The organism is Streptomyces sp. NPDC006372 (assembly GCF_040612515.1).
Classification (GTDB): Bacteria; Actinomycetota; Actinomycetes; order Streptomycetales; family Streptomycetaceae; genus Streptomyces.
Genome location: NZ_JBEXQJ010000018.1, coordinates 79,162 through 92,812, shown reverse-complemented (window position 1 = coordinate 92,812; position 13,651 = coordinate 79,162). Strand labels below are relative to the sequence as shown.

The 13,651-nt window shown below is 69.4% G+C and carries 12 protein-coding genes and 1 pseudogene; 3 read left to right on the top strand and 10 right to left on the bottom strand.

From position 1 onward, the window contains the following. Positions 1-64: 64 nt before the first annotated feature. Both ABZ016_RS24950 and ABZ016_RS24945 read right to left on the bottom strand, forming a co-directional pair. The gene (locus ABZ016_RS24950) at positions 65-2,377 is read right to left on the bottom strand and encodes an FdhF/YdeP family oxidoreductase (RefSeq protein ID WP_356918894.1); all 2,313 of its coding nucleotides are present in this window, start codon (positions 2,375-2,377) and stop codon (positions 65-67) included. Between the two features lie 36 nt (positions 2,378-2,413). Further along, positions 2,414-3,028, bottom strand: a complete 615-nt coding sequence (locus tag ABZ016_RS24945; RefSeq protein WP_356918893.1) for an SRPBCC family protein — start codon at positions 3,026-3,028, stop codon at positions 2,414-2,416. Between the two features lie 438 nt (positions 3,029-3,466). Between ABZ016_RS24945 and ABZ016_RS24940 the strand changes: the two genes are divergently transcribed. Beyond that, positions 3,467-3,907: a hypothetical protein gene (locus ABZ016_RS24940; RefSeq protein WP_356918892.1), complete on the top strand. Its 441-nt coding sequence runs from the start codon at positions 3,467-3,469 to the stop codon at positions 3,905-3,907. A gap of 179 nt (positions 3,908-4,086) precedes the next feature. On the opposite strand, the gene ABZ016_RS24935 is transcribed toward ABZ016_RS24940, so the two are convergent. Beyond that, a complete protein-coding gene (locus ABZ016_RS24935) occupies positions 4,087-5,610 on the bottom strand; it encodes an alpha/beta hydrolase (protein ID WP_356918891.1) in 1,524 nt (507 codons plus the stop codon). A 122-nt stretch (positions 5,611-5,732) separates the two neighbouring features. Between ABZ016_RS24935 and ABZ016_RS24930 the strand changes: the two genes are divergently transcribed. Beyond that, complete coding sequence (locus tag ABZ016_RS24930; RefSeq protein WP_356918961.1) at positions 5,733-6,701, top strand: MerR family transcriptional regulator; 969 nt, start codon at positions 5,733-5,735, stop codon at positions 6,699-6,701. A gap of 378 nt (positions 6,702-7,079) precedes the next feature. Then, positions 7,080-7,724: a LysE family translocator gene (locus ABZ016_RS24925; protein ID WP_356918889.1), complete on the top strand. Its 645-nt coding sequence runs from the start codon at positions 7,080-7,082 to the stop codon at positions 7,722-7,724. A 12-nt stretch (positions 7,725-7,736) separates the two neighbouring features. Here ABZ016_RS24925 and ABZ016_RS24920 read toward each other — a convergent pair. From ABZ016_RS24920 to ABZ016_RS24890, 7 genes and pseudogenes are all read right to left on the bottom strand, one after another. Further along, a pseudogene (locus tag ABZ016_RS24920) lies at positions 7,737-8,156 on the bottom strand (WYL domain-containing protein); the annotation flags it as partial. Between the two features lie 15 nt (positions 8,157-8,171). Further along, positions 8,172-9,314 (bottom strand): hypothetical protein, encoded by a 1,143-nt coding sequence (locus ABZ016_RS24915; protein ID WP_356918888.1) that lies wholly within the window; start codon positions 9,312-9,314, stop codon positions 8,172-8,174. A gap of 258 nt (positions 9,315-9,572) precedes the next feature. Then, positions 9,573-10,451, bottom strand: a complete 879-nt coding sequence (locus tag ABZ016_RS24910) for a DUF6424 family protein (RefSeq protein WP_356918887.1) — start codon at positions 10,449-10,451, stop codon at positions 9,573-9,575. Positions 10,452-10,676: 225 nt separating this feature from the next. Then, positions 10,677-10,853 carry a hypothetical protein gene (locus ABZ016_RS24905; protein ID WP_356918886.1) on the bottom strand — a complete coding sequence of 59 codons (177 nt, stop codon included), beginning with the start codon at positions 10,851-10,853 and terminating at the stop codon, positions 10,677-10,679. A gap of 471 nt (positions 10,854-11,324) precedes the next feature. Further along, the gene (locus tag ABZ016_RS24900) at positions 11,325-12,167 is read right to left on the bottom strand and encodes a ribosome-inactivating family protein (RefSeq protein WP_356918885.1); all 843 of its coding nucleotides are present in this window, start codon (positions 12,165-12,167) and stop codon (positions 11,325-11,327) included. 238 nt (positions 12,168-12,405) lie between these two features. Continuing rightward, positions 12,406-12,996, bottom strand: coding sequence for a GNAT family N-acetyltransferase (locus ABZ016_RS24895; RefSeq protein WP_356918883.1), 591 nt, complete (start codon positions 12,994-12,996; stop codon positions 12,406-12,408). Between the two features lie 20 nt (positions 12,997-13,016). Further along, entirely contained in the window at positions 13,017-13,637 is a 621-nt protein-coding gene (locus ABZ016_RS24890; protein ID WP_356918882.1) for a TetR family transcriptional regulator C-terminal domain-containing protein, read from the bottom strand. Between the last annotated feature and the right edge of the window lie 14 nt (positions 13,638-13,651).

The window sequence follows — 13,651 nt, the reverse complement described above, 5'->3', positions numbered from 1 at the left end:
CACCCCGCCGGCAACGCCCGACGGGGCCCGAGGACATCGGGCCCCGTCAGGATCGTGCCGCCGGTCAGGCGGGTGTGGGCTGTGTCCGGTCGAGGGCGGGTTCGAGGCGTACCACGATGCCCTTCGACGTGGGCTGGTTGCTGATGTCGGCGACGCTGTCCAGCGGCACCAGGACGTTCGTCTCCGGGTAGTAGGCGGCGGCCGAGCCCTTGGCGGCCGGGTAGGGCACGACTTCGAAGTTCTCGGCCCGGCGCTCGGTGCCGTCCGCCCAGACGCTCACCAGGTCGACGTGATCGCCCTGCGCGAGGCCGAGTTCGACCAGGTCGGCCGGGTTGACGAGGACGACGTGGCGGCTGCCATGGATGCCGCGGTAGCGGTCGTTGTTGCTGTAGGGAACGGTGTTCCACTGGTCGTGCGAGCGCAGCGTCTGAAGCAGCAGGTGCCCCTCGGGCGCCCGGGGGACCACCCGCTCGTTGCAGGTGAACAGGGCTTTGCCGACTGCGTTGTTGAAGACGCCCTCGTTGACCGGGTTGGGCAGTTGGAACCCTCCGGGGCGGGTCACCCGCGCGTTGAAGTCGTGGAAGCCCGGCACGACGCGGGAGATGCGGTCGCGGATGGTGCCGTAGTCGCCCTCGAACTCTTTCCAGGGGATGTCCGCCTTGCCGTCCAGGGTGCATCGGGCGAGCCTGCACAAGATGGCGACCTCGCTGAGCAGCAGCGGGGAGGCCGGTTCGAGGCGGCCCTGGGAGGTGTGCACCTCGCTCATGGAGTTTTCGACGGTGACGAACTGCTCGCCGTCGGCCTGGACGTCACGCTCGGTACGCCCCAGGGTGGGCAGGATCAGCGCGGTGTCGCCGCAGACGGTGTGCGAGCGGTTGAGCTTGGTGGAGATGTGGGCGGTCAGCCGGCACGAGCGCATCGCCTCCTCGGTGACCTCACTGTCGGGAGCGGCGCGGACGAAGTTGCCGGCCAGGGCGAGGAAGACCTTGACACGGCTCTCGCGCATCGCCTTGATCGAGTTCACCGAGTCCAGGCCGTGCGGACGCGGCGGGTCGAAGCCGAACTCCTTCTGCAGGGCGTCCAGGAAGGTGTCCGGCATCTGCTCCCAGATGCCCATGGTGCGGTCACCCTGGACATTGCTGTGGCCGCGCACCGGGCAGGCGCCGGTGCCGGCGCGCCCCAGGTTGCCCCGCAGCATCAGGAAGTTGACGATCTCCCGGATGGTGGGCACGCCGTGCTTGTGCTGGGTGATGCCCATCGCCCAGCAGACGATGACGCGTTCGCTGTCGAGGACCTCGTCACGGACCTGCTCGATCTCCTCGCGGGTCAGTCCGGTCGCCGTGTGCACCTCGTCCCAGTCGACGGCGCGGGCGTGCTGGGCGAACTCCTCGAAGCCGGTGGTGTGGGCGCCGATGAAGTCGTGGTCCAGGACGGTGCCGGGCGCCGCGTCCTCGGCCTCCAGGAGCAGGCGGTTGAGGGCCTGGAACAGGGCGAGATCGCCGCCGGGCTTGATGTGCAGGAAGCGGTCGGCGATCTGGGTGCCGCGTCCGACGATGCCGCTCGGTTTCTGAGGGTTCTTGAAGCGGCGCAGCCCGGCCTCCGGCAGCGGGTTGACCGCCACGATCCGGCCGCCGCCCCGCTTGGCCTCCTCCAGGGCGGAGAGCTGACGCGGGTGGTTGGTGCCAGGGTTCTGCCCCACCAGGAAGATCAGATCGGCGTGGTGGAGGTCGTTCAGGCTCACGGTGCCCTTGCCGGTGCCCAGGGTCTCGCTCAGGGCGAAGCCGCTGGACTCGTGGCACATGTTGCTGCAGTCGGGCAGGTTGTTGGTGCCGAAGGCGCGGGCGAAGAGCTGCAGGACGAAGGCGGCCTCGTTGCTGGCGCGGCCGGAGGTGTAGAAGACGGCCTCGTCGGGGGAGGCCAGCGACTTCAGTTCCTGCGCGAGGACGCCCAGGGCGTCGTTCCAGCCGATGGGCTCGTAGTGCTCGGAGCCTGGCCGCTTGATCAACGGCTCGGTGAGCCGGCCCTGCTGATTGAGCCACATGTCGGAGCGGCCGGCGAGGTCCGAGACGCTGTGCTCACGGAAGAAGTCGGCGGTGACCCGGCGCGTGGTGGCCTCGTCGTTGATGTGCTTGGCGCCGTTCTCGCAGTACTCGTTGCGATGGCGCCGGCCCGGGGCCGGGTCCGCCCATGCACAGCCGGGGCAGTCGACACCACCCACCTGGTTCATGGTCAGCAGGTCCACCCCGGTCTTGCGCGGGGAGGTCTGCTGCAGGGAGTACTCCAGCGCGTGCACGACCGCGGGGACTCCGGCCGCCCACTTCTTCGGCGGTGTCACGGAGAGGGTGGTCTCCGGCTCCTCGCCGGGCGGGTTCTGCATCGGTTCGCCTTTCTCTTGCCGTGTCCGGCACGCCGGTCAGCCGACAGGCCACTGGGCCACGCGGCTCCTGGGCGGTTCCGGATGGTCGTGCTGCACGCGGCCGTTGCGGATGGTGCCGCGCCAGGCCCCGCCCTCCTGCCCCAGTCCCTCGATGAACCGCTTGAAGTTCACAAGTTCACCCCGCACCAGCCGGGCCGTCAGCCGGGCGGCCGTGGAGGAGCGGTTGAGGATCCTCGCGGCTCCCTGCGGTTCCAGGAGCATCCGGACGGTGATCGCGGTGCCGCCGGACTCCGTCGACCGGAACTCGATCTCACCCTGGTGGGAGGGGTTCTGCTCCAGACCGCGCCAGGCCAGGTAGGCGTCGGGGTCCTGTTCCACGATCTCGACCGCGAAGCGGCGGCGTAGCGGTCCGTAGCCGATGGTCCAGGCGGCCACGGTGGGCCTGATCTGCTCTACGCCGTGCACCACGGTCGAGAAGCGCGGGAAGGTCTTGAACTGCGTCCACTGGTTGTACGCCGTCCGCACCGGCACCGCGACCTCGATCGTCTCCTCGACGTGCCGCTCCCGCAATGGACGGCGGCGCGTGACGCCGTCCGTGCGCGTCCCCGGCGTGTTCGGCACGGCCTGCTGGGCGTCGTCTTCGTGCGCCATCGTGGTCTCTCTTCCGGTGAGGAAGCCGGGCGTCCGGCCATCCGGCCTGCCCTCGTGCGTCAGGGCTCCCCTTCCGGTTCCCACATCGTGCACTTCGAGTCCCCCCGGTTCTCCCCGTGTCCCGCGCAATCCCGGCCACGACAGAGACAGGCCGCTCACAGGCCGCTCACGGGGCGCGACCAGCCCTTGCGGCACGACACGTGACTGACGAGCCGAGGCCACTCCGGCAGGCCGTCAGATCGACTGGGATGTGAAGAGGGCCGCACGCCACCCGTACCTCGTGGCCGGTGGCTGGCCCCATCTTGTCGTGACACTGGTGACAGAGCAGTGACGAAACTGCCCACAACTATCGGTGGGTACCCCGGGTCTCATCATGCGTGGACGGCAACGACCCGCCGTTTACGGCGCATTGACTCAGAGCACAACAGGGGGAACACCATGAAGTCGACCCGCCGCAAGGCAGCCACCGCCACCGCTCTGGCTGTCCTTGCCCTGGGCGGCACGCTCGCCGCGACCACTCCGGCCTCGGCTGCCACACCCACCCGCTACAACGGCGCCTGTGGCACCGGCTATGACGTCATCAGGGGTACGCCGATCCACTCGTCGCAGACCACCATCCCCGCCACCACGTTCGTGACCTACAACAGCAGCGCCGGCAAGGTCTGCGCGGTGACCGTGCGCACCCAGCCGGGTGCCCGTGTCTTCATGGAGGTCACGCTGGACACCTGGCCCTACAGCAGCGGCGAGGCCAAGGACTCCGGCTCGTTCACCAGCTACGCGGGCCCGGTCTACAAGGATGTTCCCGACGACGGGCAGTGCCTGACGTGGAGCGGCTCGATCGACATCTACTACAACTCGGACAATGGAAACTGCACCTGAGCACGACAGCCACCGGCTGCCGTCCCAGAGCGTCTGGGCCGACCACCACGGGCTGCGGTCAAGGAGAAACTCCTCGCCGCAGCCGGCGTCCCGCTGCGGGCACGGCAGGCGTGCGAAGTGATTGACCCGGAGAACCGCCCAACACCATCAACAACACCGCACCGCTGTGTCCGAGGGGGTCACCTGGTCAGGTGGGTGATCACCGAGCGCATCGCCTGGTGCAGGGCCGGGAGCGTCTCCTCTGGTGGGTTCAGGGTTTCGAACCCGTGGTGGCCGCCCGGGACATCGACCAGTTCGAGTCGCGCTGCACACTCGTCGGCCGCGGCCACGAACGCTTCGACGGTCGCGGCGATCTCGGGAGTCTCCCGCCCGACGCGGACGAGGACGATGGGCAAGGACCCCGCCTGATCGACCGCCCTGGCGGGATGGAAGCGGCTGCCGGCCATCCCCCAGGCGGGAAGGGGCGCCAGGATAGGGTAGGAGGCGGCCAGGCAGCGCAGCCAGGCGGGGGGCTGTGTCAGCCAGTCCGTGGTGAGCAGGCCGCTGCCGGAGAAGAACCACAGGGCGATCCGGTCGGCGTCCACCCGGGCGTCGGCCCGCACCAGTTCGACGCCGGCGGCGATATCCGCAGCGGCGCGTTCGTAATCCGCGATGTCGTGGAGGCGGTGGTCGACAGTCGCGCCGACCATGCCCTCGGCGGCAGCCATACGGGCATAGCCCACCAGGGGCGGCCACTCACGCGGGCGCGGCCGCGCTCCCGCGGGCACCGGTCCGCCGTGCACGAAGACCACGGCCGGCCGCGGGCCCTCCCCGTCGGGGACGTACAGATCGACATGACCTTGGCGGTCGCGAGGCAGCTCGGGGACGTCCAACGGGAACGGGCGCAGATGGGCGGGCACCGGCGCATCGTCGCCCGCCGGCCGCAGACGGTGCCCCTCACCGGCAGCGGCCCGCAGCAGGACATCTGCCAGCGCGGCAGGGCAGGACAGCATCGGCCAGTGCCCGGTGGGAAGCTCGAAGAAGGTGACCTGAGGTTCGGTCAGGACCGCCAGCGCCGGGTCGCCGAAGTCGACGAGCCGCTGCACCAGGTCGATACTGGCGCCGTTCCGGGTGCACAGCACGCCGGTGACGGGCACCGCGGCCACCGCTCCGGTCAGTCGCAGCGGCTGAAGGAGGGTGCCCAGCGGCTGAGGTGCTGCCAGCGCGGTCAGCCGCTCCAGCGCCGCCCCGCCGACGCCGTCGGTACTGCCCCAGCGCTCCCACTCGTCCTGGGCCGGTGGTGCCAGGACGCCCTCGTACTCGCCTGCCTCGGCACGTTCGGCCAACTGCGCGCGCAAAGCCTGGTCCGGCACGGCGGCCAGCGCCGGAACTCCGTTCTGCGGCATTCCACAGTCCAGGTACACGACGCGTGCGATGCGCTCTGCCCGCCGATCAGCGGCGCCGAGCACCGGATGGATCCCGTAGTCGTGACCGACGAGCACGATCTCACGCCCGGACGTCACCTCCACCGCGTCGATCGCCGCGATCACATCCTCGATGTGCGTCTCCAGACCGACCTGCGCCGACGTGGCGGGCCGGGCCGGGTCGGTACCTGTCAGCGCGACCGCGTGCACCGCACTGCCCGCCGCGACCAGCCGGGCGGCCGTCTCCTGCCACACATGGGCCCCGGTGAACGCACCCGCCACCATGATGAACACCTGCACAAAGCCCTCCCCGGACTCGTCACACACCGCCGCCGATCACGTACGGCATCGTCCGCGGGCCACCGGCCTCTGCCCTCGCCCGCGCACCGGTACCGTAGGAACTCCCCTAAAGGGAGGTTCAACTGTCCACGTCACACGAGCTGTTGTGGAGCATCGGTGAGCTCGCCGAGCGCGCCGGCGCCACCGTGAAAACCGTCCGTTTCTACTCCGACCAAGGCCTGCTCCCCGAAGCCGCCCGCAGCAGTGGCGGCCATCGCCGCTACGGCCTCCCGGCACTGGAACGACTGCAGCTGATCCGCTCCCTGCGCGCCCTTGACCTGTCCCTGCCGGAGATACGCCGCATCCTCGAGGACGAAGACGCAGTCGGCTCTGTACTGGAGAGCGCCGTCGACAGCCGCCTGCGTGAGCTCGGCAGCGAGCTGAAGGCCCTGCGCTGGCGGGAAGCGGCACTCCAACTGGTACGGGACTGCCCGCCGGCCCAACGCGCCGGTCGGCTGAGACTGCTCACCGCGCTGAACACGCCGCCGAGCACCGCACCCCTGGCCAGGTTCTGGCGCGCCTGGCTGCCCCCACGGATGCCGGCCCGGGCAACTGCGGCATTCCTGGATGCGGCCGTCCCTCAGCCGCCGGACGAACCGCACCCCTCCCAGGCCCTCGCCTTCGCCCGCCTGCACGCGATGACGACGGCTCCCTGCCCAGACGGTCAACAGCCCCAGCCGGAGGTGCACCGAGTAGCGGGAGCCCGCGGTGCCGCCCTGCTGTACGCGGGCCTCCTCGAGGCATTCGAACTCGCGGCCCCCCGCCTTCGCCGTGCACACGACCCGCATCCGGGTGAGGCGCTGGACGCCTACGTCGGGGCGTACGCTAGTGCCTACCGCAGCCACGACACCCACGAGTTCCGCCGCTCGCTGGCCGCCCGTCTATCGGCCGAGCCGCCCCTGTCCCAGTACTGGGAGCTCGCCGGCATTGTCCTCACTCCGCCGGGCGGCCGCCCACAGCCAACCCCGGGCTCCGCGGACAACTGGCTGCGCACAGCACTGCAGCTGGACAACGCCAGAGCGGGGAGCGGGGCTGATGGCGGGGAAGGTTGAGGAGAACCCGGCGGGCCGTCGAACAACCCGCGCGGCGACGTGCTGCGTGTGCTCGGAGTGCTGAAGGTCGCGACGGTCGAGCAGATTAGGACTCATCGGCAGCGATAGCGACACGCGGAAGCCTTGCACGGCGGCCTCGGTGCCCAGGATCTGTCCGGCCGATCACGCGGAGATCGCCCACGCGACCGTGGGCAATGCGGCTGCAGTCGTTGATGTCGTCGGCCGGCTGGAGTCAGGGCGCACGGCGACACCGACCGGCAGGGCCGTATCCTGAGGCAGGCGATGCAGGCATCCGCCGATGCGTCGCAGCCGCCCGGCGCAGCGGGCGCCGCCCCACTCCGGGTACCAGAAACCCGGCGAACGATCAGGAGTTGACCGGTGATCAGTCTGGCCGCAGTGGGGGGAGTGGCCCTGGTCGAACTGGGCATGGCCCTGACTCCGGGACCGAATATGATCCACCTCGCCTCCCGCGCGATCACCCAAGGCCGCAGGGCGGGCCTTGTCAGCCTGACTGGGACCGCCGTGGGGTTCGTGTGCTATCTGCTGGCCGCGGCTGCGGGCCTGTCCGCGTTGTTCGCCGCCGTGCCGGTGGCGTTCATGGTGGTCAAGCTGGCCGGGGCCGCCTACCTGGCTTACCTGGCTTGGGGGATGCTCAAGCCTGGCGGCCGCTCGCCCTTCGCTCCGGCCCAGGACCTGTCTCCGGTCTCCGACGCCCGCCTGTTCTCGATGGGGCTGCTGACCAACCTGCTCAACCCCAAGATCGCTCTAATGTATGCCGCCCTCCTGCCCCAGTTCATGGATCCGCAGGCAGGTCCGGCCTGGGGGCAACTGCTCCAGCTCGGTGCTGTGCAGATCATCGTGGGGATCTCCGTGAACGCTCTGATCATGCTGGGCGCAGCGCGGGTGTCGGGCTTTCTGGCAGCCCGCCCCCGCGCCATGACCGCCCAGCGGTTCACGGCAGGTGGCCTGCTCGGCGCCTTCGCGCTGCGCACCGCCCTGTCCCGAACTCCCGTCTCCACCTGAGCCAGGCCCGCGTCACTGCGAGGCCAGTCCAGTCCCAGCCCATCGGTCGGACCCGTAGGTTTTGGCGAGTTCGCCCACCGTGTCAGCCACAGCCTGGCGCAGTTCGGCCGGTGCGACGACCGTGACGTCGGTACCGAGCCGCAGCAGCTCGCCGCAGGCGTGCTCGGTGCTTTCGGTCGGGATGACCGCCTCGACCCATCCGTCGTCGCCGACAGCGGTTGCGGTGGAGTCGACGGCCCGTACCACTTCCGGCGGGACGTTGTCGGGCAGGCGTAGGCGTCGGCGTGGCGACAGGCGGATGGTGGCCGTGCCGGTGTAGCGCCGTCTCTGGAAATAGTCGAGGTAGGAGGACCAGTAGGTGGCCAGGTCGAACTCCTCCGGCCGGCTGAACCGCTCGTCGCTCAGCGCCGCATCCAGCACTTGGGTCACCCGTTGTTCGGCCGGCGGTCAGGCCGGTTGGGTTCGCGGCGTGGGCGGGGCGGGCTGCTGTGCGCGGCTGCGGATCCGGACGGTCGCCGTGCTGGCGCAGCCGGCGAGGGTGCCGAAGACGAGCGCCGCCGACACGCCTGAGCCTACGGAGACGTAGTAGAGCAGGGGCCCACCCGTGCTGCCTTGATAGGAGAGGAGCGAGTGCCAGACTCCGCTCACCACCACGCCCAGGGTGGTGGCGGCGACGGCGCCGAGCGAGTAGGCGGGGTAGGTGACACGGTCGAGCAGGACGGGCAACAGCCGCAGCCCCCACCAGACCAGGGCGAGCAGCGCCACGTCACCGAGCCGGTACAGGAGCCAGGGCCCGGGAGCGGAGCCGGTGGGCAGGGTCCAGGCGCCAAGCTGGATCCACTGCCGCAGCAGATCACCGGGCTCGGACAGCTGCCCGTTGCCCGTGAACCCGGTCTGCATCCGCCCGGCCACCCGGTCGTTGGACAGGACGGCGAGGGCGATGGCGACCACGGCGGTGCCCAGGGTCGCGGCGAGCCGCGCGGTGGCCGCGGTCGGCACAGACCGGCCAGGTGGGGGTGTCACCTCGGGCCGCAGCAGGGTCATGAGGCCGACGGCGCCCGCGGCGGCGACCAGGGCAGCACCCACCGGCAGTTCGCGGCCCTGGGACATGGCACTCGCAAGGCCGGGCAGCAGCCGGAACGCGGCGGAGCCGCCGGAAGCGACCATCCAGGGCGCGGACACCGTGACGGCAAGCATGGCCGCAACGATCCCCCAGCCCCACAGGGCCGCCACGGCGACGGCCGCGCGCCCGGCGCCGCGGCCCGACAGTCGGCGCAGCAGTGGCGCCGCACCGCACGCAAAGAGCAAGACGAGCGCGGCGTAGCGCACCCGTATGGCGGCCTCCCTCAGGGCCGCGTAGTCCGCCCCATGGCCGGGTGCGCCTGCGGGATCGTTGAACTGGGCTGATGACGGGGAGTCGGTCGACCAGGGCATCGTCCACGCGGCCAGGCGGTTCGCCTGATCGGGGCCGAAGAATCGTGTGGCGCCGGGCAGGCTGAGTGCGTGGGCACTGGCCCCCGCCCACCACAGCAGCCCCGCCAGCAAGAGTGCCCCGAAGACCGCGGGCGCGAGCACACGCCGATACGTCATCGTCCTTTTCCCCCATCCGGCCCGCACCCCCGCGGACCCCAGCCGCCGCTCGCCGACACGTGCGGGCGTCCATCCGTTCAGTCGACGGATGCATGACAACGGCCTCAGATGATACTGCGGCGGCCCGGTGTGGGTGATCTCCAACTACTCCCGGTTCAGGGAGCGGTTGGAGCGGTCATCCCGCCGGGGGAGTCAGGGAACGTAGGCCCACTGGAAGCATTCGGGGCGTTTCAATCGTGCGTGCCAGTCGCGCCCTGTCTATTCGTGCCGTCGTCTGCCGCGCCGTGATCTTCCGTTGTGCTGTGTCCCGTCCGCCTCGGCGATCTGCATCTCGAACGCCTCCAGTGCGACAGGGCTGTCGGACGGCAGCACGGCCATCTCGCGCAGCTCCTGCGCCTGAGCCAGGGTGCCTGCCGCCTTGCTGTCCTCCGGGGCGTGCAACAGGCGGACACGGCCGTCGCCCGAACCCCGCCTGCCCACCGGGGCCACGGCGCCATGGGTGCCGTCGGGCAGGGTCACCCACAGCTTGAAGTCGGAGTAGCGGAAGTAGTCCGCGCCCTTGACCGGCCAGGGGTAGTGGTGTTCGCCGGGGGTCCGGGGCAAGATTCCTTGGTGGTCCCCGCGGTTCAGGGGCACGCACGAGTTGAAGAGGGAGTCGGTCCACGCCTCGACTCCGTCGGCGTCCGTGATCGGCCTGTGCAGCAGCTCGCGAGCCTCTTCGTATCCCAATGCCTCCAGGGCGGGCAGGGTGAGAGGAAAGGCTTCCACGAGTTCGGCAGCGAGGAGGCGCAGCCGGTCGACCTTCTCAGGGTCCGCGCAGAACTGCATGCTCCACTCGATGCCTGCCTTGGCGCGGTACATGCGCCAGCCGCCGCGCCCCTTCACCCACAGGCTGCCGCCGTGGTGCATCTCCCAGTGCTCGGATCCGGTGGGCCGGGGGCCGTAGGGCAGGTCCTCGTCGCTCGTTTCGTCGAGGATCTTCTTCACCGTTGTCTTCGCGGCCCGGAAGAACGTCGACTCCTTGCGCCCGGGATGTTCGACCAGCTGGATTTTCCATGGGTGGTTTCCCGTGTGTGTTCCGGCGAGCCGGACGGTGTCGGGCATCCGAGATCTGATGGCGGAAGCGATACGGGCCATGACGACGACCTCCTCGCACCGGCCGCGCGGGCTCGCGGCGGGCCCGCGGCGCCGGGTGCCTCTGCTTCCATCGTCCTCCTCGGACGACGGGACGGCGAGCTCAGAAGCAGTTGACGGCGCAAAAGGTGAAGGAAGAACGAGCGGCCCGGTGGGTGAGCCATCCGAGCCATCCGGCGGCGTCGTGAGGATCGCCGCGAACCGCGTTCTGCCTCCTTTCGATGTTCGTCAGGCCCGGTGGACCGTATACGACGCTGTCTTCGGACTGCGGTATTCCTGGCAGAGGAGGCCACCCACCGTGGTCTTCGCCGTGGCGACTGACAGCCCGATGCCGTCGGCCAGCCGCCTCGTTGACGCCTCGACCGTCCACTCCGGCTCCGCCACGACCCCGCTCTGCTGCCGCATGGGCTCGATCTGCAGAGGGCGGTGACCGATCGTGCACTGCCCGCGGGTCTGCTGTTCGACGACCGGACCTTGACATTCCCCGCCCACCCCCACGCGAAGCTGCCGGCAGCGATGCGCGAGGGAGTGTGCAGGAGACACCTCTCCGTGGACCAGCGGCGTTCATCCGCCGGCGAGAGGAGGCGTCGTCGGGGCATGGGATCGATGGTGCTCTCCGTCCAGCGCGCCGTCGCGTCTTGCCGCTGGCCGATCATGCTTACGGATCGTGACTACGGTCGGGCGGTCAGGGCGTGGTGGTGGAAGGACTGACTGCCTTCCGCGCGATCCCCGGTTTCGGAAACCGAGGATCGCGCCCACATTTCACGACCCGCTGACCGTCCCGACGGCAACGTTCCCGCAGACGCTGGCAATTGCCCGGCCCCGCCTCGCCCAGCGGGGGTGCGCAGGGACGGTCCGCACTGGTCGGGGGGGGCGTCACAGAAGGGCGACCGACCCGAGCAGCTCGACGAAGGACAGACGCTGTCGCAGCTGCTCGAAGGACCGCACGATGGTGCCGAGGACGGTGATTGACGGTGTGTAGCCGCTGCGCAGGTCGCGGGCGAACTGGGAGATGCTCCGCCACTGGTTCTGCAGACCGGCGAGGGCGCCCATCTGCTCAGTGTTTCCGGGGTGGTAGATGTTGTAGTAGACGTTCTCCATGACGCGCCCGAAGCGGGCCGCTTCTGAAAACGTCTGGATCATGACGACGAGAGCGCGGCCCACGTTGTCGTTGTATCCGCGCGAATACCCGAGGGTGGACGCGGCGCCGTAGATGGCCTGCGGGTTGATGGTCAGGCTTTCCCGGTTGTTCCCGGTCGGCAGGCCGGTGTAGTTGCCGGTTCGTCCGAGGCGTTCAGCACTGTTTCTGGCGATGCCCAGGGTCTGCTCGAACTCGGCTTCCCGGCCGTCGTTGAAGACGTAGTGCCCACCTCCGCGGGCGGCGTAAAAGCCTGCCACATAGAGGGTGTTGGCCCAGATGTAAATGGAGACCAAGTCGTTGCCGCCGGTGTCGCGGATCCGGACCTGGATGATTCGGCCCTGTTCCTGCGTGGTTTGTGCGATGGAGCGCTCTTCCGTGGGCTCTCCGTAGCTGAGCCGGTGGATCGCGTCGATGACGTGGTAGTAGGCGAGGGCGTGGTCCATCCCTCCGGCGGTGATGTTGGAGATGTTGTAGTCGACGACCTGGTAGTTGGCCGCCGAAGCCGTCGAGCTGAGGCTCGTCACGAGGCCCATGGACATCGCCAGGGCCAGGAGCGCGGCGCATAATTTTCTGATCACAGGTTCACCTCGGGACACCTCGCATCAGCGAGTGTCCGGACGCTGGGAAGGAACATGAGGACGCTACGGCCGCCAGTTGCCGGCCGGTTGCGTCCGAGCGCACGCTCCCTTGCCCGTCGGTGCACATCGATCGGCCGCTCCGGGACCAGGCGGGCATGGAATCGTGGAGGTGCGAGCGCCGGGTGGCCATCACCGGGCTCCGGCCTGGTCAGCCGCCGCATCGCCTACAGGCCCCCGGTCACTCCCAGGAGGACTGGCGGGGGAGCTTCGTTTCCATCTCGGGTCCTGGTGTGTGATCGCGTCCGTTTAGGGCCCTGTTGGCGTGTCGGGCCATGTAGATCCAGTCGAAGCCGTCGTATCCCTCGGTGTCGAGATGCTGTGCTCGGTTGAGCCCGGCGCGTATCGCCACGCGCTGAGAAGCAAGGTTGGCTGGCCGAACGCGGGCGATCAGCGGGAGGTCGGGCAGGTGATGGGATGCCCAAGTGGCAACCGTGGCTGCGGCTTCACCGGCGAAGCCTTGGCCCCAGGCTGAGGTGGCGAAACGGTAGAAGAGATTCAGGACCGGGACCCCGTGGAGTTCCGCTGGCTTGATTCCGCAGAACCCGAGCTGCTGAGCCGAGCCGTGGTGCCGGACAACCCAGTACCCGTATCCGTACTGCTGCCACTGGTCGTCCCAACGCTGGTAGAGCGTCTCCGCTTCCTCGAACCGGGCGAGCGCATCGGACGGGTTGTGGGCACAGGTCTCAGGATCGCGGTGGACGGCGAAGATCACGTCGACATCGGCTGCCGTTGGACGTCTCAGCAACAGCCGGGCGGTCTGCAGCTCCACGGATCCTGGGCTCCGGTCCCTCATGTCAAGACCGCATCACCAGTGCGGAAGATCCGGTTCAGGTGGTAGTTCAGAATTGTCGTCGCGGACTCGGGGCTGCGCTGGCCGACGAGGATGCCGGTGCCGAGTCCCGCAGACATGGCGAGCAGGCCGGCTGCCTCCAACCGCGCGTCCACACCGGGCTCGAGCAGTGCCGCTTCTTGCGCCTGCCGGAGGAGTTCGGTCAGGGCATCTTCGGCGGCATCAGGGTTCCTGATGAAGGGCTGGGCTGCGAGCGCCGCGTCGTTCACGGCCAGAACCGCGTATGACGTGTAGAGGTGGTGGAAGGTGCGGCTCTCGTCGTCTGTCGGCAGCGCCGCCATCAGCAACGCCTCGACCATCGCGCGCGGACCTGGACTGTCTCCGGCGGCCCGTACACGGGCGGAGACCCGCTCCCCGAATCGCTCCGCAAGAAGCTCCAGCCCGAAGAACAGCAACTTTTCCTTGGTCTGGAAGTAGTACTGCACCAGCCGCAGCGATACGCCCGCCTCCGCTGCCACATCGCGCATCCCGACGGCATGCAGCCCGCGTCGGCCAGCGACCCGGACGAGGGCCTCGGCGATCTCGGTGCGCCGTTCTGCGTGGTCCACGCGTTTGGGCATCGGCCGGTTCTCCG

Bases quoted from the DNA above. Each gene is read 5' to 3' on its own strand.
- ABZ016_RS24945 (WP_356918893.1), bottom strand. From the start codon at position 3,028: ATGGCGCACGAAGACGACGCCCAGCAGGCCGTGCCGAACACGCCGGGG.
- ABZ016_RS24890 (WP_356918882.1), bottom strand. From the start codon at position 13,637: ATGCCCAAACGCGTGGACCACGCAGAACGGCGCACCGAGATCGCCGAG.
- ABZ016_RS24940 (WP_356918892.1), top strand. From the start codon at position 3,467: ATGAAGTCGACCCGCCGCAAGGCAGCCACCGCCACCGCTCTGGCTGTC.
- ABZ016_RS24905 (WP_356918886.1), bottom strand. From the start codon at position 10,853: ATGCGGCAGCAGAGCGGGGTCGTGGCGGAGCCGGAGTGGACGGTCGAG.
- ABZ016_RS24950 (WP_356918894.1), bottom strand. From the start codon at position 2,377: ATGCAGAACCCGCCCGGCGAGGAGCCGGAGACCACCCTCTCCGTGACA.
- ABZ016_RS24915 (WP_356918888.1), bottom strand. From the start codon at position 9,314: ATGACGTATCGGCGTGTGCTCGCGCCCGCGGTCTTCGGGGCACTCTTG.
- ABZ016_RS24910 (WP_356918887.1), bottom strand. From the start codon at position 10,451: ATGGCCCGTATCGCTTCCGCCATCAGATCTCGGATGCCCGACACCGTC.